The organism is Clostridium sp. CM037 (assembly GCF_055081095.1).
The window spans coordinates 1462156-1481626 of the sequence record NZ_CM143650.1 but is presented as its reverse complement, the minus strand read 5'-3'; the positions used below and the strand labels follow the sequence as shown (position 1 = coordinate 1481626).

The window sequence follows — 19471 nt, the reverse complement described above, 5'->3', positions numbered from 1 at the left end:
TAATAATCTCAGGCATGCTCTTGTACAAAATTATTCTGTTGTTACTTCGTACATTTCCTCAGCTCTAGACATATATAATACTCCATCTAGATGATCAATTTCATGACATAAGGCCCTTGCCAGTAATCCTGAAGCTTCATAAGTTACTGGTTTTCCCTTAATATTAATTCCTACAACTGTAACGTTCGTAGGTCTAAATACTTCACCTTCATATCCTAAGTAGCTTAAACAGCCCTCATAATCCTTTTCATTTCCAGATCGTGCTGTTATTTTAGGATTTATAATTATTATTGCATTTTCTTCTTCTTCTTCTCCTAAATCAATTAAGATAACCCTTTTTAAAATACCTATTTGAGGAGCCGCAAGTCCTATTCCATTACCCTCATAAAGCGTATCCATCATATCGTCAATTGTGTTTAATATCTTCCTATCTATTTTTCCTACCTTATCACAAATCATATTAAGACGCTCGTCTCCATATTGTAAAATTTTCCTAACCGCCATATGCATTCTCCTTTTCTTTATACTAATTGCGTTTCACAGCAATAACTTTTAAATGTATACATATATTCTATTCTAAATATATGTATACATCAACTAAAATCTCAGCAAAAAAATTAAGGCATCACTAAAGACACCTTAATCCCACCTTATTTATGTGCTAATTCTTTTTGCATCTGCTAGTTCTTGAGCTTTCTCCATCATACTTTTAACCTTCATAAGTCTAGTTAAAGCTCCACGCTCATTTTCCTCAAGCTTCATTCTTATATACTTTATAGTTTCATTGAGTTGAGGTATAGTCATGTATTCAAGTGCATTAACCGTTCTTCTAGTTTTTTCAATCTCATCTGCCATGAGCTGACAAGATTTTTCTACTTCTGCAAGTTCTAAAAGCTCCGGCAAGGCTAAATATAACTTTTCTATAGCTCCATCAAGATCTGCCGAAGTGCTGGCAAATCCATATGGATATATACTGCCAGGATCATCTTCTAATTCTCTTTTAAACTTCATTATCGGAACATTAACACTCATAAGATTTTTTGTCTCAACTTCTACAGAAATTTTTTCTTTTGGTTGCGCTATTGCTTCCTCTAGAAATTCTGATGACATTAATGCACTTGCCATAACAAAATCCTTAAAAGAGTTCTGTAATTCTTCTTCAACTTTCGCTCGTAGTTTATTGTTATGTTTTATAAGATCAATGAATCTTCTCATAAGCTCATCTTGCTTATCCTTTAATAATTTATGACCACGAGTAGCTGTACCTAATCTTTTTTTTAGTTTAGTAAGCTCCATTCTAGTTGGATTGACATTGAGCCTCGCCACGTTTACTCACCCTCTTTTTTTGGTAAGTATTTTTCTACATATTCATCTCTAATTCTCTTAAGTTCATTTCTTGGGAGAATAGATAGAAGCTCCCATCCTAAATTTATTGTTTCATCAATAGTCCTGTTAGTTTCAAATCCTTGGGAAACATATCGTTTTTCAAAAGCATCTGCAAATATTGCATATTTTTTGTCTGCATCAGATAATGCTGACTCTCCTAATATAACTGCAAGCTCTTTTGCTTGCTTACCTTGAGCATATGCAGCAAATAGTTGATTCATCGTATCAGCATGATCTTCGCGCGTTTTGCCTTTGCCTATACCTTTATCTTTAAGTCTTGATAACGACGGTAGAACATCTACTGGTGGCATAATGCCTTTTTTATAAAGTTCTCGGCTTAAAATAATCTGACCTTCAGTTATATATCCCGTTAAGTCAGGAATTGGATGAGTTATATCATCTTCTGGCATTGTAAGTATAGGAATTTGAGTTATTGAACCTTCAAGTCCTTTAATCCTACCTGCTCTTTCATATAGCGTCGAAAGATCAGTATAAAGATATCCTGGATATCCACGTCTACCTGGAACTTCTTTTCTTGCAGCTGAAACTTCACGCAGAGCCTCACAGTAATTTGTAAGATCAGTCATAATTACAAGTACGTGAAATCCTTTTTCGTAAGCAAGATATTCAGCTGTAGTTAGTGCCATTCTAGGCGTAGCTATTCTCTCAATAGCTGGGTCATTTGCAAGATTCATAAATAATACAGTTCTGTCTATTGCACCAGTTTTTGTAAAATCATCTACGAAAAACTGTGCTTCTTGAAAAGTTATTCCTATAGCTGCAAATACAACAACAAATTTCGTATCTGAATTTAATACCTTCGCTTGCCTTGCTATTTGAGCCGCAAGTTGCGCATGTGGGAGACCCGAACCAGAAAACACTGGTAATTTTTGTCCACGAACTAAAGTATTAAGTCCATCAATAGCTGAAATACCTGTTTGAATAAACTCTGACGGATAGTCTCTTGCCACAGGGTTCAATGCCTCTCCATTTATATCGAGTCTCTTGTCAGGAATAATTTTAGGTCCACCGTCTTTAGGCCTACCAAGTCCATCAAAGACCCTTCCAAGCATATCTTCTGAAACTCCAAGTTCTAGTGGTCTTCCTAAAAATTTAGCCTTACTACCTTTTAAGTTAATTCCAGCAGAACTTTCAAATAACTGAACCATTGCTTTATCTTCATTTATTTCAAGTACTTTTCCGCTACGAATTTCACCGTTCTGTAGTTCTATTTCCACTAGTTCATCGTACCGAACGCCTTGAACTTTTTCTACAACCATAAGTGGCCCTACAACTTCTGTTATAGTTTTGTATTCTTTAATCATTTACAGCTCCTCCTTCCGTTATTAATTCTTCAATATCATTAGATAGGGCCGTAAATATATCATCAATTTTTGACATATCAGTTTCTGCAATATATTTTGCTCTTGCTATTTTATCACGCGCAGGAATTTCTAATATCTTTTTCAAATAAATCCCTGAACTCAATGCTTTTTCACCCTCAACATGGAAATCTAAAACTAATTTCAACATTTTATATTGTTTGTTAAGTGACGTAAAAGTATCAACCTCATGGAATGCATTCTGTTGTAAATAATCTTCTCTAATTGATTTTGCTACTTCTAGTTTTAACCTGTCCTTTTCAGAAAGAGCATCTACACCTACAAGTCTTACTATTTCATCAAGTTTTGCTTCTTCTTGCAAAATGGTCATAGCTTTAACCCTAAGCTCAGTCCAATCGGCAGCAACGTTCTCATCCATCCAATTAGCTAGCTGATCCAAGTATAGTGAATAAGAATCCAACCAATTTATTGATGGAAAATGTCTTCTATAAGCAAGTTGCGCGTCTAGTCCCCAAAACACTTTGACTATTCTAAGCGTTGCTTGAGTAACTGGCTCTGATAAATCTCCACCAGGAGGTGATACTGCGCCAATAACTGTAATTGCGCCTATTCTTTTGTCGTCTCCAATGCAAACTACCTTTCCAGATCTTTCATAAAAATCTGCTACACGTGAGCCTAGATATGCTGGATACCCCTCATCACCTGGCATTTCCTCAAGTCTTCCTGACATTTCGCGTAGAGCCTCTGCCCATCTTGACGTAGAATCTGCCATTAATGCTACAGCAAATCCCATGTCCCTAAAATACTCTGCAATAGTTATACCTGTATATACAGAAGCTTCCCTAGCTGCAACTGGCATATTAGAAGTATTTGCAATGAGCACCGTTCTTTTCATTAGTGATTCACCTGTTTTGGGATCTTTAAGTTCTGGAAACTCATTCAAAACATCTGTCATTTCATTGCCACGTTCACCGCAACCTATGTAAACAACTATTTCTGCATCTGCCCATTTTGCAAATTGATGTTGAACTACAGTTTTTCCACTACCAAAAGGACCCGGAACACATGCCGTACCACCTTTAGTTACTGGAAAGAAAGTATCTATTACTCTTTGACCTGTAACTAGTGGTTCTATTGGATTTAATTTATCAGCATAAGGTCTTCCACGTCTTACTGGCCACTTTTGCATTAACGTAATTTGCTTAATTCCGCCATCTGTTTGCACCTCTGCTACTACATCTTCTACAGTATATTCTCCTGCAGTTATAGACGTTATAGTACCCTCTATTCCTTTAGGCACCATTATTGTTTGAGTTATAACAGTAGTTTCCGCAACTGTTCCTATAGCTACGCCATATGAAACAATATCTCCAACGGACGCCGTAGGAACAAAGTCCCATTTTCTTTCTCTATCTAGTGGCGAAACATTTACACCTTTTGTTAAGTAATTACCAGCTATAGCTCTTATTTTATCAAGCGGTCTTTGAATACCATCAAACATTGATTCTATAAGTCCTGGCCCAAGTTCAACACTTAGTGGTTCACCGGTAGTAACTACTGGATCTCCTGGTCCGAGGCCTGATGTTTCTTCATATACTTGAATAGAGGCTCTATCTCCTCTCATTTCAATAATTTCGCCAATAAGACCCTTATCTCCAACCTTAACTACGTCATATATATTAGCTTCGTCCATATCTTTTGCAACAACTAATGGACCTGAAACTTTTACAATTTTACCGATTTTCAAGTTATCTCCCTACCTTTCTATAAAATATTTACGCCCACTGCTTTTTCTACATTATCGCGAATTCTTTGCATTCCTATATTTAGTGAGCCTTGATTACTTGGTATTAATATAATGGCAGGAATCATCTGTCTGTTATATCTTGCTATAGTTTCATCTAAGTGCTGAGCTATCTGCTCAGTTACAAATATAACTGCATAATTACTTGACGCCATTTTATCTATAGCTTTTTTAGCTTCTTCTACTTCAATAACCGGATATACGTCAATTCCAAGAGCTTTGAAAGCAAGTATTGAATCTTTATCTCCAACTACTCCTACTTTATGCATAAACTTCACGCATCCTTTCTCTTATGATCGTCGTATCAACATTATTTAATTTCCCAACCGTAATTATTCTTATTATCTTTATTTCTGTTTCCTTTGCTGCGATATACGCAAATATTGGCTCAGGTCCAAAAGTAACATACTTAGCGGCCCTTAGCTTCTCCATAATATAGTTTTCTGATAATTTTTCCAAACTAGAAAGTTTACCAGTTTTAATATATTCTTCTAGTCCAATTCTTACAGCTTCTCCATATTTTGATGAAGAAAATTTAGTTGCCATATTTTCAATTGGATCACTAAAAGCGGTTAATAGAACATCACTAGATATATCTCCACCAATCAATATAACTTCTTTAAAAAAGTTAACATTCTTTTGTTGTTTTTTCAATCTAAATATTGACTTAATATTAGAAAAATCTATACTTTTCTTAACATATTCAATTATAAAATCAATTTTTGTTTCTTCTGCCCTAGCTAACATATCTACATACATATACCTATCCAATATAATATCTATCTTTTGAGGATCATTAAGTTCTTTGTATACTTTTTCCACCTCAATTATAGCTTCCCTCATATTAGGGTCTAATTTCTTATATTCCATAGTTGTCATGTAAAATTTTAATTCCTCTATATTTACTGTACCTGCTGGAATTAGCATATGAGAAAAGTCCTTATCTAAAGTTCTTCCTTTTAACAACACTTTTATATTATGATAATCATATTTCAAACTCATAATATCTACTATAGAAGGATATGGAGAAACTTCATACATAAGGGAGTATACTCTATTTAGCTCATCCTTAAGTAATATATTGTAGTCCTCTGCTCTTTTTACATTTCCCATCAAACTTGCATATTCGGTTTCCTTCAAAATTTTAAGTACTTCATCCGCCGAGGAGCTGTCAATCATTCTCTCAATCTTTACTTTACTCAGGAGTCTTTTTTCTAATACTCTTAGCCTAGCCACAGCTTGTGTAAAATCCATATTATTCATATATGGCTATCCTCCTTGTTTTGATCCGGAGTGGATACCAATTATAAATTGGTATCCACTCCTTAAATTTTATTTACATTTATTTAAATAATGCGTTAACAATTTCAGGTTCTAGTTCATCCCTTAAGGAGTTAACTAGACTTTCAAAAGTATTATTAATCTCTATACCATTTTTAAGTACTACAAATCCACTTTTTATATCTCGATTATCGGAACTTAATTTTAATTCACCTATTTTTCCATTAGTTTTTAGTGAAATATTAATTTCAGATAAATATTCACCACTTACAATACTTTTATATTTCCCAGGAAGTATTATTTCTTCATCCCCTGCTATTGGCATTGATAAAAGATATTTTTTTATAAGTTCCAAATAATCATTATCATTTATCGCCATAAGTTTTTCTAGAGCACTCTCAAATACCTTATCAATCATTTTTTGCATAGCCCCTAGCTTTTCATTTCGTGCTTTTAGCTGAGAATTTGATATAATTCTCTTACTCACCATAATAGCTTCAACCTTAGTTTTTTCTATCATTTGTTTTTTTACTAGTTCTGCTTCTTTTGTTTTCTTTTCTATTAATAAAATTTCATTGTTTTTAGCTTCTTTCAAAATAGTTTCTGCTTTAATTTTAGCATCTTCTATTATCTTGGCAGCTAATTTATCTAAATTTGACATATTCTCACTCCCTCTAGCTCATCACTTTTTAAATTAGAGTGTCTTACTTACGAGTATTATTGAAACAACGAATGCTAAAATGGCATATGTTTCAACCATTGCTGCAAGTATGATAGCTTTTGTGCTATGATCTGGTTGTTTAGCTACTATTGCAATACCAGCAGCAGCTGCCCTAGCTTGATATAATGCTGAAAAATACCCTACGAAAGCTATTGGCAAACAAGCCATCAAATAATAAAAGCCTGTATCTAAAGTCATACCCGAAGTTAATTTAAGCAATACCATAAGTCCTATAACGAAACCATAAAGTCCTTGAGTACCTGGTAATAATTGAAGAATAAGGGCTTTACCAAATTTTTCAGGTTCTTCTGTTGTAAGTCCTGCAGCTGCCTCACCAACCATACCTACTCCTTTTGCTGATCCTATACCTGGTAAAATTACCGCTAAAGCCATTCCTAATGCAGCGAAGATAAATCCACCGTTTTTACTCATAAATTCCATGAATGTCATAATTAATTCCTCCTTAAATTTGCTTTCCTTTTATTACGTTAATATATTGATTCTTTGATTTAAACACCTTGAATGCTTTTCCTCCGCCTTCATAAAACTTGCTAAAGTACTCTACATACTGAAGCCTAGCACTGTGAACAAAAGCTGATAATGAACTTAATAATAGATTAAATGTTTGTGCAAACACGAATATAAATATACCTATAATAATATTAAATGGTGTTGGCATCATTTTAATAAGCATATTAAAAGCAGATGCTATAAATCCTCCTGCAAGTCCAAGAGCCATGATTCTTGAGTAGGAAACTAAGTCACCTATATAACTAGATATACCATATAAACCATAAAGACCTCCACCAAGTTTTGCACCAATGCCTTTGTTTTGTCTTCCTTGAGTTAATACTAGTGCAACCATTCCAACTATCATAACCCATTTACCTATATTAACTACAGCAGGACTTAATCCTATTTGTGCTCCACCTAATAATAAAAATGCTCCAGTTAATGCAGCGTACCATGTCACTACATCATAAATAGCATCCATTGGCTTTCCATCGCGAATTAACATATAACCTTTAACTCCAAGGCCAAAATAGATTTGGATTGCACCTATTACTATTGATATAATTAGTAATAACATTATATCTTCTCCAGGATTTATTAAACTGTGAGTTGATATAAATGGAATTATATCCCCGAAGAAACCTCCGTAAACAACGCCTGCTAGTGCAGTTGGTATACTTAGTAGTAAGAAGAATTTAGCAAATTTTTTCTGTCCTTCTTCTAAATTAAATTTTTTCAATGCAATTGCACAAGCTATGAACATTACTAACCCGTACCCAAGATCAGCGAGCATCATTCCAAAGAATACCATGTAAAAGGGTGCCATTACGGGTGTTGGATCTATCTCTGAATATTTAGGTAAACTATACATTGATACTATTAGTTCAAATGGTTCTACAACTGCACTATTCTTTAAAAGTATAGGCACCCTATCATCTTCCTTGACAGCTTTTTCAATTTCTAAATAGAACTCTTCCTTAGTTGTAGACTTTATCAAATTTTCTAAATCTTTTGCTGATTCTGTTGGTACCCATCCCTCTATGGCAACGGTGTTCTCTGTTTTTAAGAAATTTTTACAAGCTGAAGCTTTTATATGTTTATTTGATAAATATTCATATACTATTTTAAAATCCTCTAAATACTGGCAATCATTTTTTATTTCAGCATTTATTTTTTCTTCTTGTTTAGATATCTCATCTAATCTTTTGTTAAACTCGCGTACAATTTCTGCTGAAATTCCATCATACTTTAAATTAGTAGTATTAAAGCTATAATGTTTAAGTATTTCACTAGCTTTATCTTCATACTCTTTATACACTAGTGCTATTACATTAATTGCATTTTTTCCGTCACTAATAACTTCTAAGTAAGAACACGGAATTTTACTTTCAAACTCTTCTCTAAAAGCATCTTTAAAAGCTTTTGGCAAAGACCCCATTAAGAATATTGAAGAATTTAATGATTTTAAATCCTTAAAAGAGGCATCTAAGGATATCCATGGAGTTAATGATCCTATTTCAGAATTAATTTTGGCTTTTTCACTCTTCATTTGAATCAAATTATTATCTCGATCCTTTAACTTTTGATAGTTTTCTTTATAGTTTGATTTTTTCGCTAAAGTTTCTAACTCCTCATAATCCAAAGAACTTTTACCTTTGATTAAAGATTTTAGAGCACCCTCTTTTTCTGAGTGCTTCATTAATAGATCTAGGGCAAACTTTACTTTTGCTTGCTCTCCTTCTAAATGAGAAACTTCTTCATTTTCCGAGTCTTTTACAAGAGATTGCAAATCTTCTTCTGCACTTTCTTGTAGGTTTACAAATTGAATATTTTCAAATTTGTGAAAGTTATCAAGCAACGCTTCTTTTTGTGATTCAAAGGCAAACAATGTAAATTTGCTCATTTTAACTATTGCCATTATTTTTCACTATCCTCTCAACCACCATGTTAACCGACCTATCAAATCTTTGTTTATCTAAATTTAGTATATTCGTGACCTCTATCTTACCTGTATCAAAAATTGGTTCAGACTTACTTTTACCTTCTTCTTTAGCATTTTTAATGATTTTTTTAGTTTCTTCTCTTGCATCATCCAAAACCTTTTTGTACTGATCTTCGGCGTAAATTTCAGATTTTTTTAATATATCCTTACTATCCGAAATTGCCTTACTTACAATATCTGCTGCTTTTTTTTCCGCTTCTTTTATACTTTTTATTGCTTCTAATGCCAAAATATCACCACCTTTTACTAATAACTAGCCATAATGAGTATATATAAATTATTAATAATTTATATAATAGTAAATACTTAGTATAGTATTTACCTTTATTCTATTTTATATAATATTGAATACATCTTAATTATACTAATTTTTATTGAAAGTTTCAACTTTTTTTTAACATTAACAATATTCGTAATATTAACTTATTCCAATGTGATAAATGTCATTTTTAATAATTTATCATTTTTTCCGTTTTATAACTTTTATCATATTCTAATCTAGGATAGAAGTTATATCCTTTATGTTATCCTCATCATTAATATCATAAACTAAATAATGATCTTCTTTGCGTACAGTATTATTATCTATATAATCTAAAATATCAATCATAAATTTTTCAATATGAATATTAGATGTATTGTTTATATCATTATTTTGTAGCAACTTATCCTTAATTGATCTTTCTACTTTCTTATCTAAATCTCTGATTAGAAAATCTGGAAGCCACTTCTTTTTGTTATATTTAAGGTAGTCATATTTAACAATTTCTTTTAAAACGAAATCTTCTTCTTCAAGTTTCTCCTCATTAAATTCAATAAACATCTTGTAATAATCTACTGAGGAAATGTTTCTACTTAAATATCCCTTTTCATAGAAAAACACTCCCAGTTCGTAATAAAATTCAAATGGTGTATTAAACTTTTTCACAAAATATTTTAGAATAGTACTAAACTTTTGTGAATTGTAATATTTGTCCACAATTTTTTCTACCCTTTTTAAGCTTACTAATTCCTCATAACTTATATCCCTTGTCTTTAGAATTTCATATGGTGGATAAGGTGCATAGACCATTCCCCAAAGAGTTGCTTCACTCCTCATATCCGAACCTTTAAGTAATTTTAAAAATCCTAATTGTATTACTTCTGGATGAATGCTATAAACATCATTAAAAGATTTTTTAAATGATTCATAATTTTCTCCTGGGAGGCCCGCTATTAAATCTAAATGTTGTTTAATATTTTTTATTTTTTCTAATTCCTCCACCATTTCCTTTATATCATTAAAGTTTACAAATCTATTTATATTGTTAAGAACTAAGGGATTTGTTGTTTGTACACCCACTTCAAATTTAAATCTACCCTTTGGTGCCTTAGCTAAAATGTCTAATTCCTGTTTGTTTAGAAGATCTGCTGAGATTTCAAAGTGGAAAGTTATTTCAGTATCCATCTTTATTAGAAATTCCCAAATTTCTACCGCAAATCTCGAATTGCAATTAAATGTTCTATCAACAAACTTTATTAATTTTACCTTCTTGTCCACGAGAAATTTCAATTCTCTCTTTACTCTTTCAGTATTTAAAAATCTAACTCCATGAGTAGTCGAGGAGAGACAATATTTACAATTAAAAGGGCATGGTATAGATACAATAAACATATGTAACTTCTATTTTTTAATAGAGGTTACTTTTTTTAAAGATTCCTCTAACTCTTTAATTAAATTCGCAAATTCTTCGTCCAAAATATCATACACTTTCATATATATTACCCCCATATCTTTAGTTATGCAACTGTAAAACTTACCATCTATATCCTCGTATGGATATATAATATCATGTTGGAATATAAATGTAAAGAACTAATGTTCTCATATGCCAACATCGTACTTATCTATTACATTTAGTCAAATAGCCTGTGGGGCTTTATTGATTAACGCTGGTTCAAATTCATTTCTTTCATGCAAATTTAAAATTGAGTTTATTTTCGTTATGTCATTTTTATCTTCTCTTGTATTGTAAACTAATCCGCTACCACTATATTGGTAACTTTCCCCACCATTCGACAATCGTCAAAAAATATGTGTTGAATTTTGTAGAATTGTGATATATATTGTAGTATAAAGGTTTTTTAAGGGGAACGATTATGTATAAGCTGAAAGTAAAAGAGTACAGGGTGGAAAAACAATGGTCGCAAAAAGAATTGGCAACTAGAAGCGGGGTAAGCCAGTCCGCAATATCGTATATCGAACACTCAGAGAGAAATCCTTCAATTGACACTATAGCTAAACTAGGTATAGCTTTAGGGATTTCCCCACATGATTTGATTGTATTCCATGATTATGATAAGTAACTTTAACCACAGTGCCATTACAACGCTATGATGGCATAACGCTATGATGTTACGCCTGTGCTTTGTATAATGGTTTTGAGGTGCTAATATGAATGAAAAAACTACGGTATATATAGAACTAAAATTAAAAGAAGAAGTTAAAATCAGATTGATTAGGGCACAGGACAATCAAAGCTTATCGTCTCTGGTAAATGAGCTACTCGAAAAATGGTTAAAAGAACAGGAATAACAAAAGCCTTGGAGATAACTCCAAGGCTTTTGGATTGTGCATACAAGTTAAATAAATTTACTCAATTCCTCTAATTCATTCTTCTCTAATTCACTCACTTCGTGTAACTTTTTATTGCTTTGAGTAACTATATTTTTATTTATATCATCACTTTTACTTACCGTGAGTAACTTTGCATCACATACACTTACTTCAATTGGAGTAACTAGTGACAACTTTACACCACCGTTACTCACTATGTAATTATAAATTATTTGTTTAATAGAGTTATTCGGGTCTATACATCCGTTAAGAAACTCTACTATTTGATTTTCTTTTTCTTTTTCTGTATTAAGAGTGAATTGGACTCTCACACTATTCTTGCTTATCGCCATTGCTCCACACCTTCTTACACGCTTCCAATGCCCCGTCTACATTGCTTGTTGTCGCATTATCTAATACGAAACTTGCCTTTAGAGGTAATTGTTTTATATGATTTTTTAACATTAAACTTGTACCACCGGTCCAATAAGTTTTATAGGTGCCAAGATTGACATAAGGCTTTATTGAATTCAATATATTGCTTAAAAACAAAGCATATTCTTTTTCTTCTACTGTGATTATCTTATTATCTATAAGTCTTTGTATATCCTCCTCGCTATAATCCTTATTCTCTATATTTTTAATTTTAGTATATAGGTCATAACTTCCTAACTTGATCGTTTGTAGCTTAACTACTTTGCCATTTTCTAATATGCTAAGATTTATTGTCCTGCTACCGCAATCTATTATGCAAATATCACCTGACTTCTGCTCCTTACTAAGGCTGAAATAGCTACTATAACCCTCAGGTAATATTAATGTGTCTTCTATAAAAATTTCTTTCTCAACTCCATTAAACTTTAATTTTGTATGCTTATTTTTATTTACTATGTCTATTAATTTTTGTTTGCTAGCCATCTGCATTATAGGTAGCATCAAACATAAATTAGTCTTTATAACGTCACCAGTATTCGCTTTGCATATAGCATACATAAGCTGAGGTATAAAGTTTTCCTTATTAGTTTTATCATACTCTTTACTAAGCTCTCCAATGGTTAAATATGTTGCAAATCCATCTATCTCTATCCTTTGAAAACTATCTGGATAACTTTGATAATCTGTAGTGTATTTAGCACTAAAGCTACCCTTATTGTCGCCAATATACTTTATAAAATAGTTTCCCACGTCTATAATTGTATTTTTTTTATTCATTATTAAAAAACCTCCATTTAATTTATTTTCTCTAGCCATTATTTCTACGCCGGCAACTCATATGGTTCACCATATAACATTGCCTTTTCTAATTTATCAAAATCATATTTCCGCTGTGGATAATCGTTAAAACTACCTTTGGCAGCATATTCTTTTTTACATTTCAAAACTTTATTGTTTTTTATTGCCCATTTTGTGTAGTTGAAAATATCTTTTACATTCTCCTGGGCCATACTATACTTATGGCACTCAATAATCTTAACAACATCATTACTAGCCACTTTTAAAAGTTCAGTTGCTTCTGCATCGGTAAGTCGTGTAGCTTGTACTACTGCCACAACATCTTCATTTATGCTAACTACTTCTTGTTGCTCTGCCCCTAAAACATCATCAATATGTATTTGTCCCTCCAGTGGAGTATCACCGTCGCTATCTATATGTTTAGGTTTCTTTTTCTTTACTGGAGCCGCTATTTTTGTAGCACCTTCATTAGTTTTCAATGTATATACATACTCGTATCTGCCTTTATTACTTGTCTTAGCTTCAATGAGTACGCATTTATCTTTAAGTTCTTTCCAAACCCTTCTGAAGGCGGTTTCTCCATAACCACTAATGGACTTTATATGTTCTCTTCTGATAGAAAAGTTGTCCATGGTAGATAAGTATTGTAATTTGGCATAAAGGCCGATAGCCTCGCATGATAGATCTAAGTCGAAAATTATAGAATTGTTTATTTTAGTAAATCCCTTAGTAGCCATGATGTCGCCCCCTTGTTTAACTTTATGAGATTATTGTATCATCACTTTTGTAAACTGTCAACACTTTTGTAAAGTGTAGTGACTTTTGATTAAAAAAATATAGAGGTTTATATCTCCTCTACATCAACACCATGGTTTTTGAGTAATAATTCTAAAGCTTCATCCAATAATTTGCTTTTACTTATTCTTGTATCTTCTGCCAATTTATCAAATTTAGTTTTTAAATTATTTTTTACACTTCCGCCTATTCTAGACCGATTTACTAAAGTTCCCATATTGTTCCCCTCCTGTAAATTCATTAACACAATTATATCATAAGTTTAATAACTTTAATACATTTATTAAATTCACCACTTGACAAACCTCAAACAATTTTTTATTTTATATCATACCTTTAGGCATATAGTAGTTGTTATATAGAGTTATTTATATAGTCTTATTAATAAAGTCTTAATACCTATAGTCTTATTAAGTATGCACGTTAACCACATGTTGGTTTCAAACGTACGGTTATTAATATGTTGGTAATGATATGCTTAAAATAATAATTATATATTTGTTTTTCATGTACTTTAAAAAGACATGCCATCACCCCATTTGAGGTATTGACATGTCTTATCTTTGTTATGCTTTTATTTGCTTTTATTAGTGCAAATTTTATTTGAAATGCGACGAAAAAATACCGTAGTATCCATTTCTGAATAACACGGTATTTACATTTTTCCTTTATTATATTAGATTAGTTATCTATAATTTATTTTTTCACATTGGCACAACCAAATTAAAACATCTTCTGTCATTCTTAACCCCATAAGTGCGTCACACATATCTATTGTCTCAGTATCTGGCACACCATTAATTTTAGGTGCTTCAGTTATATGTGGACCTAAATCGCTTAAAAAAGAATATAGCTGATATATAGTTCTAAATCTTGGGTAGTTATATTTTTTGTCTCTATCCAAAGACTCATATTCAACCTCTTCTACATCGCCCCGCTTTATAAATATAAGGTTATGGATTTTATTTGGTTTTTCCACATTTTTTAAATTTTTATCTTTTTCACAGGCAACTTGTAACCCTCTAAGCCATTTAGTATTATCTTCTTTACTATATGAAAAAATGCCGGTCAACACACTCCTACAGTGCGTTAGCGTTCCTTCATAATCTGATATCCCATATGCACTTATTGCCTTTTTATATGAAACTAAAATATTAACATAATTAGTTTCAAGCCATTCCATTAATATGCTTTTTTCTTCTGTTTTATCTGTGAATTCAAATGGTAATACGATTAAATGGTTGCTTTCTTCTTTATCAAAAGAAAAATCTAAACCTAATATATTTAAGTTAGTTCTTAGATGTTTAAACTCTTTATTAGCATATTCATTTAACAAGGCATTATTTTTATTGGAACTATTTCTATCTAATTTTTCTATGAGTTTGCTCTTATTTTCTGTTAATATGCAGTACATATTTATTTCATCTACAATACTATTTATTAATTTGGTGAATACACCAAAATCTTCAATTAAACTTATAAGTATCTTATGAAGAGAGGAATAACAATTATGTTCATAGTCTCGTCCCCAAGTTCCAGGAATCTCTGTGCATTTTAAGTTAAATCTATTTTCAATATATAGTTCACTTTGCCCGGCATTATTAAAAATTTTTTCCCAAATATCATTCTTAGGTGGTATAATATTACTTCCCGAAAGAACACTTGCTATTTGGGATATTGCTATATCTCTGATACTATCCATTAAAACCATCCCCATCCACTTTATTTTCATTCCCACATATTAACTATATCATCTTATCTCTTAGAATTCTGCTTTTGTTTTAATACCATATTGTTCAGTTTTCAAAGGACATTATTCGTATTTTCAATCTTAAGAGTTACGTCGCCTTTTGTCATATTGTTCAACAAACTTCCTACACACTTATCCTATTTCCTTTTATAAAAAATACCTCGGCTCTTATACCGAGGCTATTTCTATTCCCATAAATCTTCAGTTAATTTTTCAATTTCTCTACGCCTTTTTTCAGTTTCCTCTATATTAATAGTAATTAAATTATTATTAATGCTTAGTACATCTCCCTCTTTAGCTCCAGAAGGTAAATCACTTCTTTTAATATCAATCATAGTTCTATCTTCTTTTTCACACACTGCATAAGTTCCTTCAAATCTATCAATAATTACTTCCATAAATTCCTCCTATTGCGGTGGACTACATTTAGAACATGGGCTATAACTATTTTTAGCCTCGTCTAACGTAACTTGCCTAGCTTTATTAGGATTCATTCTACCGCAATTATTGATTGAGTGATATTTGTCCCCTGTCGCAGATAACCAAACCATTCCACCACTATTTGTTTGCTTTGGAGCTGTTTCTTGAATTGGTTCTGGAGTTGTTTTTCGGATTTCTTCTGGAGCTGCTTCTTGAATTGGTTTAGGTGCAACTACTTTAGCATTGCTTACACTTTCACTATTATTAGCTGTCGTTTTAGCAGCTACCTTTTCTTTAGCTCCATTATAACTAGCTGGCTTTACATTGAAACTAACATCTTTACCATTTGATGTAGCAATTATAGAACCATTTTCATCTGTTCTATATACTGCTATATTTTTATTTTTAAATTTATCCATTGTTGATTGTACAGGATGGCCATAATCATTTCCTTTTCCAACACTGACAACTGCATACTTTGGACTAACCTTATCTAAAAATCCTTGTGTAGTAGAAGATTTACTTCCATGATGCCCAACTTTCAATACATCTGCTTTAAGATCATAATTCTTTGATAACATTTCATTTTCAGATACATCTTCCGCATCCCCAGTAAATAAGAATGAATTACCTCCGAACGATACTTTAATAACTATTGAGTCATTATTAGTATCTTTATATCCAGTTCCATTAGGAGCTAATATAGTGCATGTCGCTTCCCCTAATTTAAAACTTTCACCTGGTGTTGGAACTGTAGCCTTCATTCCTTTATTTTTAATAGCGTTAACTACATCTTGAAAAGTTTTAGTAGTTGATATAGCTTTAGGCATATAAATTTTACCTATTTTAAAACTATTTATTACGTAATCAAGTCCGCCTATATGGTCTTCATGCGGATGAGTACCAACTAGAAAATCTAAATTAGTAATCCCTTGGTCTGCTATGTATTTTTTAACTAGCTCACTATCAGCATTGTTACCAGCATCTATTAACATAGAGTTTGAACCCTGTTGCAATAAAATGCTATCTGCCTGACCTACATCTATGTAGTGTACTTTTAGTTCTCCTTTAACTTCGGTAGTTACCTCCGCCTTAGGTGTTTCAGCTTTAGTAGTATCCGCAGCTGCGGTTACAACTTTAGCATCAGTTTTAACTTTTGCCTCTTCCGTACTGCACCCAGTAGCCATGCCTACAACCATTATAATAGCAATTAGCCAGGACCATCCCTTTTTATTAAACTTCTCTTTAGATTTAATTTTCAAAACAATTCCCCCTTTATATTTAAATTCCTATTGGATTGTACCATATTAGACATAATCATACAATTTTAAAAAATTTATGTATCTCAACAAAAAAAATAATCCCAGCACTAAAATAGTACCGGGATTATTAATGCAGCCTGACAGATGATCCTGCTACAAAAATAGCCATATTTAATTTTACAAAGCTTTTCTTAGATTTATACATGCAATTACTTATTTTACTCTATTCTAAATTATACCCATACTAGAATTATTTATTCAAAACCACTAAATGAATTCTATCTTTTAGTGTCATATTCAATTAACCTGAATATCATATACAGTCGAAGGAAAAGGAGTGATGTTAATGTCAAAGATTGAAGCTAAATGTGGCTGTGAAAAAAAACATGATGATAAATGTTGTGAAAAAGAACCGCAACTTCACGACCATGAATTTGAAGGAAGCGTTAGAGTAGCTGAATTAGGTACAGCTGATGCTCATAATCATAGATTTGCTGGAGTATCAAGTCCTGCAATACCAGTTCAAGGTGGTCATGTCCATAAAGTTAAAGGAAGAACAGACTTCTTTGATCACTTTCATGAATTTGAAGCAACCTCTGGTCTACCAATACCAGTTGGCGGCGGCAGGCATGTCCATTTTGTAGAAGCTGAGACTAATGTTGTTGATAACCATTACCATGAATTAATATTTGCTACACTTATAAATGCTCCAATATTTGAAGAAGAAAGCTAATATAAATGCAGAGTTGACGTTTCTTAACAACTCTGCTTTTTTAATTTTGGGTATGCAATTAACTCTTTTATTTCTTCTAAATTATTGCCATACTACAATTACTTATACAAAAAAATAAAAAAGCTCCAAGGATTCCCTCAGAGCTACTCTAAATATTCTTTAAATGTAAGTTCGCATATCTCATAAATCATTTTACTGAAATTGTAAGGAGTGAATTTTCCCTTTAAAATTAAGGTGTTAAAAACAAAGTTTTAAGTGCTTGTAAAATAAATATGATTGTGTAATCTACGCCTTTGTCCAATAGGTTTTGTTTTGCTGCTGAAATAAAGTCACTCTGTAAATTATTTGAGTTTTCTTTAATATATTCAAGCTCCTTTTGAATTAAAAGCAAATTGCATTCTTCTACGTTGTTACCAAATTCTATGGAGTTTATAAGTCCACCAAGTTTTTGAATAATCTCTTCATTGTCTTTATTTACACATTGTATAAGAAATAATATTAGTTTTTGCGTTTCGTTGCTTTCGCACTGAAGTTTTAAACTCCGCTTATCTCTCTCTTCCTCTTCTTTTCTTTTTTGTTCAATGCCTTGTAGTCTTCTTTCGGATTCTTTATCTACTACAGTTATTGGGGCTGCCGGGTAAAATCCAAGTGATCTAGTTAATGTATTCTTATCAACTTTAGGCAAAGTTCTTAATAGATTTGTATCAATTTCATATAAATTATCCATAACCATACCGCCTCCACATATATATAGGTAACTTCTATAAGAAAATGTAAATCCCTTTATATTAAATCTACATCAAATCCGTATTTTATTAACTGTCTTACTATTAAAACTATACTTTAGAAGATTGAAATAAATTATAAGCAAAAGATAAATTCTCAAATTTTAGAATAATATGTTTTCAAAGAAATATAAAATTTGTTTGTCAACGAAGCAATTTCTTGTTTATATCCATCTAAAATATAACTATTCATACTATGTTCTGACATGCGAACTAATTTTTCATCAAGTTTAATTAGATTCTCCTTAAGACTATTATAGAATTTCTCATCAAAGTATTTATAAAATTGAGATCTTTCAAGTATTGTAAATACTATTTCCTCCGCAGTTTCACAATTTTCGAATAATCTGCCTTCATCATGTTGAATTTTCGACAATGCATATGGTAATTTAATAATTATATATTCGAAGTAAATCTCCTCAAAAAATTTTGTATTTAATGTTTTTTCCGCAATTTTTTTTGTATTTTTATCCGTCTTCTTCCACGTAATAGCAGCAATTATAATTGCAATTCCAGAAAAAGTATATGTTATAATATCATTTAGATTTATCATATTACCCTCCTAAAAAAATGCAGCTTTCATAAATTTATTTCTTATCTTTTCATTTGCATCAATACTAATATGCTCAAAAAACATATCCTTACTTATTTTTTCAAATATTTCATAAGTAAATCCTTGCACAAACGAAATAGCAATATCCTCAATGTGACTTGGAATAATAATTAGATTTTTACCAGAAAAATCGATTAAATCTTTAACTTGTTTATTGTAAATTTCCTGTCCATAAGAATTTCCTGCTAATCTACTTATAGATTTAGTGAATTTCAATTCAATTTTTATATCCAT

At 31.7% G+C, this 19471-nt stretch carries 23 protein-coding genes and 1 pseudogene; 3 read left to right on the top strand and 21 right to left on the bottom strand.

The features are described from left to right. Positions 1–30 precede the first annotated feature (30 nt). The 11 genes and pseudogenes from def to ACWJKP_RS06980 all read right to left on the bottom strand — a co-directional run. A complete protein-coding gene (gene def, locus ACWJKP_RS07030) occupies positions 31–504 on the bottom strand; it encodes a peptide deformylase (RefSeq protein WP_165411873.1) in 474 nt (157 codons plus the stop codon). Positions 505–654: 150 nt separating this feature from the next. Next, positions 655–1326, bottom strand: coding sequence for a V-type ATP synthase subunit D (locus ACWJKP_RS07025; protein WP_165411874.1), 672 nt, complete (start codon positions 1324–1326; stop codon positions 655–657). Positions 1327–1328: 2 nt separating this feature from the next. Then, the gene (locus ACWJKP_RS07020) at positions 1329–2711 is read right to left on the bottom strand and encodes a V-type ATP synthase subunit B (RefSeq protein WP_165411875.1); all 1383 of its coding nucleotides are present in this window, start codon (positions 2709–2711) and stop codon (positions 1329–1331) included. Further along, the gene (locus ACWJKP_RS07015) at positions 2704–4476 is read right to left on the bottom strand and encodes a V-type ATP synthase subunit A (RefSeq protein ID WP_165411876.1); all 1773 of its coding nucleotides are present in this window, start codon (positions 4474–4476) and stop codon (positions 2704–2706) included. The genes ACWJKP_RS07020 and ACWJKP_RS07015 overlap by 8 nt, the downstream gene beginning before the upstream one ends. Positions 4477–4493: 17 nt before the next feature. Continuing rightward, the gene (locus ACWJKP_RS07010; RefSeq protein ID WP_165411877.1) at positions 4494–4802 is read right to left on the bottom strand and encodes a V-type ATP synthase subunit F; all 309 of its coding nucleotides are present in this window, start codon (positions 4800–4802) and stop codon (positions 4494–4496) included. Then, complete coding sequence (locus ACWJKP_RS07005) at positions 4795–5796, bottom strand: V-type ATP synthase subunit C (RefSeq protein ID WP_165411878.1); 1002 nt, start codon at positions 5794–5796, stop codon at positions 4795–4797. Before ACWJKP_RS07005 ends, ACWJKP_RS07010 begins: the two co-directional genes overlap by 8 nt. A gap of 79 nt (positions 5797–5875) precedes the next feature. Further along, positions 5876–6475 (bottom strand): V-type ATP synthase subunit E, encoded by a 600-nt coding sequence (locus ACWJKP_RS07000; protein ID WP_165411879.1) that lies wholly within the window; start codon positions 6473–6475, stop codon positions 5876–5878. Between the two features lie 33 nt (positions 6476–6508). After that, positions 6509–6985 (bottom strand): V-type ATP synthase subunit K, encoded by a 477-nt coding sequence (locus ACWJKP_RS06995; RefSeq protein ID WP_165411880.1) that lies wholly within the window; start codon positions 6983–6985, stop codon positions 6509–6511. 13 nt (positions 6986–6998) lie between these two features. After that, positions 6999–8966: a V-type ATP synthase subunit I gene (locus ACWJKP_RS06990; RefSeq protein ID WP_165411881.1), complete on the bottom strand. Its 1968-nt coding sequence runs from the start codon at positions 8964–8966 to the stop codon at positions 6999–7001. Next, positions 8953–9279: an ATPase gene (locus ACWJKP_RS06985; RefSeq protein WP_165411882.1), complete on the bottom strand. Its 327-nt coding sequence runs from the start codon at positions 9277–9279 to the stop codon at positions 8953–8955. The genes ACWJKP_RS06990 and ACWJKP_RS06985 overlap by 14 nt, the downstream gene beginning before the upstream one ends. Positions 9280–9543: 264 nt before the next feature. After that, positions 9544–10692: pseudogene (locus ACWJKP_RS06980) on the bottom strand (B12-binding domain-containing radical SAM protein); the annotation flags it as partial. A gap of 497 nt (positions 10693–11189) precedes the next feature. Between ACWJKP_RS06980 and ACWJKP_RS06975 the strand changes: the two are divergent. Next, positions 11190–11396, top strand: a complete 207-nt coding sequence (locus tag ACWJKP_RS06975) for a helix-turn-helix domain-containing protein (protein ID WP_462961472.1) — start codon at positions 11190–11192, stop codon at positions 11394–11396. A gap of 88 nt (positions 11397–11484) precedes the next feature. Further along, a complete protein-coding gene (locus tag ACWJKP_RS06970) occupies positions 11485–11625 on the top strand; it encodes a hypothetical protein (RefSeq protein ID WP_165411885.1) in 141 nt (46 codons plus the stop codon). Between the two features lie 47 nt (positions 11626–11672). Here the strand turns inward: ACWJKP_RS06970 and ACWJKP_RS06965 are convergent, their stop codons facing one another. The 7 genes from ACWJKP_RS06965 to ACWJKP_RS06935 form a co-directional block, all read right to left on the bottom strand. Continuing rightward, positions 11673–11999: a hypothetical protein gene (locus ACWJKP_RS06965; protein WP_165411886.1), complete on the bottom strand. Its 327-nt coding sequence runs from the start codon at positions 11997–11999 to the stop codon at positions 11673–11675. Next, positions 11980–12858, bottom strand: a complete 879-nt coding sequence (locus tag ACWJKP_RS06960; protein ID WP_165411887.1) for a ParM/StbA family protein — start codon at positions 12856–12858, stop codon at positions 11980–11982. Before ACWJKP_RS06960 ends, ACWJKP_RS06965 begins: the two co-directional genes overlap by 20 nt. 44 nt (positions 12859–12902) lie before the next feature. After that, positions 12903–13616: a hypothetical protein gene (locus ACWJKP_RS06955; protein ID WP_165411888.1), complete on the bottom strand. Its 714-nt coding sequence runs from the start codon at positions 13614–13616 to the stop codon at positions 12903–12905. Between the two features lie 107 nt (positions 13617–13723). Further along, the gene (locus ACWJKP_RS06950; protein ID WP_165411889.1) at positions 13724–13891 is read right to left on the bottom strand and encodes a ribbon-helix-helix domain-containing protein; all 168 of its coding nucleotides are present in this window, start codon (positions 13889–13891) and stop codon (positions 13724–13726) included. 468 nt (positions 13892–14359) lie between these two features. After that, the gene (locus tag ACWJKP_RS06945) at positions 14360–15376 is read right to left on the bottom strand and encodes a hypothetical protein (protein ID WP_165411890.1); all 1017 of its coding nucleotides are present in this window, start codon (positions 15374–15376) and stop codon (positions 14360–14362) included. A gap of 233 nt (positions 15377–15609) precedes the next feature. Next, positions 15610–15822 (bottom strand): DUF3006 domain-containing protein, encoded by a 213-nt coding sequence (locus tag ACWJKP_RS06940; RefSeq protein WP_165411891.1) that lies wholly within the window; start codon positions 15820–15822, stop codon positions 15610–15612. Between the two features lie 9 nt (positions 15823–15831). Then, positions 15832–17106, bottom strand: coding sequence for a ComEC/Rec2 family competence protein (locus ACWJKP_RS06935; RefSeq protein WP_224578999.1), 1275 nt, complete (start codon positions 17104–17106; stop codon positions 15832–15834). Positions 17107–17452: 346 nt separating this feature from the next. Between ACWJKP_RS06935 and ACWJKP_RS06930 the strand changes: the two genes are divergently transcribed. Further along, positions 17453–17839, top strand: a complete 387-nt coding sequence (locus ACWJKP_RS06930) for a YmaF family protein (RefSeq protein ID WP_165411892.1) — start codon at positions 17453–17455, stop codon at positions 17837–17839. Between the two features lie 229 nt (positions 17840–18068). Here ACWJKP_RS06930 and ACWJKP_RS06925 read toward each other — a convergent pair whose 3' ends face one another. The 3 genes from ACWJKP_RS06925 to ACWJKP_RS06915 form a co-directional block, all read right to left on the bottom strand. Next, positions 18069–18566, bottom strand: a complete 498-nt coding sequence (locus ACWJKP_RS06925) for a hypothetical protein (RefSeq protein ID WP_165411893.1) — start codon at positions 18564–18566, stop codon at positions 18069–18071. Positions 18567–18721: 155 nt separating this feature from the next. Further along, a complete protein-coding gene (locus tag ACWJKP_RS06920) occupies positions 18722–19177 on the bottom strand; it encodes a hypothetical protein (protein WP_165411894.1) in 456 nt (151 codons plus the stop codon). Between the two features lie 9 nt (positions 19178–19186). Further along, the gene (locus ACWJKP_RS06915; RefSeq protein ID WP_165411895.1) at positions 19187–19471 is read right to left on the bottom strand and encodes a hypothetical protein; all 285 of its coding nucleotides are present in this window, start codon (positions 19469–19471) and stop codon (positions 19187–19189) included.

Excerpts from the sequence above, each read along its gene's own strand:
- ACWJKP_RS06925 (WP_165411893.1), bottom strand. The coding sequence starts at position 18,566 with ATGGATAATTTATATGAAATTGATACAAATCTATTAAGAACTTTGCCT.
- ACWJKP_RS06970 (WP_165411885.1), top strand. The coding sequence starts at position 11,485 with ATGAATGAAAAAACTACGGTATATATAGAACTAAAATTAAAAGAAGAA.
- ACWJKP_RS06975 (WP_462961472.1), top strand. The coding sequence starts at position 11,190 with ATGTATAAGCTGAAAGTAAAAGAGTACAGGGTGGAAAAACAATGGTCG.
- ACWJKP_RS07010 (WP_165411877.1), bottom strand. The coding sequence starts at position 4,802 with ATGCATAAAGTAGGAGTAGTTGGAGATAAAGATTCAATACTTGCTTTC.
- ACWJKP_RS06990 (WP_165411881.1), bottom strand. The coding sequence starts at position 8,966 with ATGGCAATAGTTAAAATGAGCAAATTTACATTGTTTGCCTTTGAATCA.
- ACWJKP_RS06930 (WP_165411892.1), top strand. The coding sequence starts at position 17,453 with ATGTCAAAGATTGAAGCTAAATGTGGCTGTGAAAAAAAACATGATGAT.
- ACWJKP_RS06965 (WP_165411886.1), bottom strand. The coding sequence starts at position 11,999 with ATGGCGATAAGCAAGAATAGTGTGAGAGTCCAATTCACTCTTAATACA.
- def (WP_165411873.1), bottom strand. The coding sequence starts at position 504 with ATGGCGGTTAGGAAAATTTTACAATATGGAGACGAGCGTCTTAATATG.
- ACWJKP_RS06950 (WP_165411889.1), bottom strand. The coding sequence starts at position 13,891 with ATGGGAACTTTAGTAAATCGGTCTAGAATAGGCGGAAGTGTAAAAAAT.
- ACWJKP_RS06940 (WP_165411891.1), bottom strand. The coding sequence starts at position 15,822 with ATGGAAGTAATTATTGATAGATTTGAAGGAACTTATGCAGTGTGTGAA.
- ACWJKP_RS07020 (WP_165411875.1), bottom strand. The coding sequence starts at position 2,711 with ATGATTAAAGAATACAAAACTATAACAGAAGTTGTAGGGCCACTTATG.
- ACWJKP_RS06960 (WP_165411887.1), bottom strand. The coding sequence starts at position 12,858 with ATGAATAAAAAAAATACAATTATAGACGTGGGAAACTATTTTATAAAG.
- ACWJKP_RS06955 (WP_165411888.1), bottom strand. The coding sequence starts at position 13,616 with ATGGCTACTAAGGGATTTACTAAAATAAACAATTCTATAATTTTCGAC.
- ACWJKP_RS06915 (WP_165411895.1), bottom strand. The coding sequence starts at position 19,471 with ATGGATATAAAAATTGAATTGAAATTCACTAAATCTATAAGTAGATTA.
- ACWJKP_RS07005 (WP_165411878.1), bottom strand. The coding sequence starts at position 5,796 with ATGAATAATATGGATTTTACACAAGCTGTGGCTAGGCTAAGAGTATTA.
- ACWJKP_RS06945 (WP_165411890.1), bottom strand. The coding sequence starts at position 15,376 with ATGGATAGTATCAGAGATATAGCAATATCCCAAATAGCAAGTGTTCTT.
- ACWJKP_RS06995 (WP_165411880.1), bottom strand. The coding sequence starts at position 6,985 with ATGACATTCATGGAATTTATGAGTAAAAACGGTGGATTTATCTTCGCT.
- ACWJKP_RS06920 (WP_165411894.1), bottom strand. The coding sequence starts at position 19,177 with ATGATAAATCTAAATGATATTATAACATATACTTTTTCTGGAATTGCA.
- ACWJKP_RS07000 (WP_165411879.1), bottom strand. The coding sequence starts at position 6,475 with ATGTCAAATTTAGATAAATTAGCTGCCAAGATAATAGAAGATGCTAAA.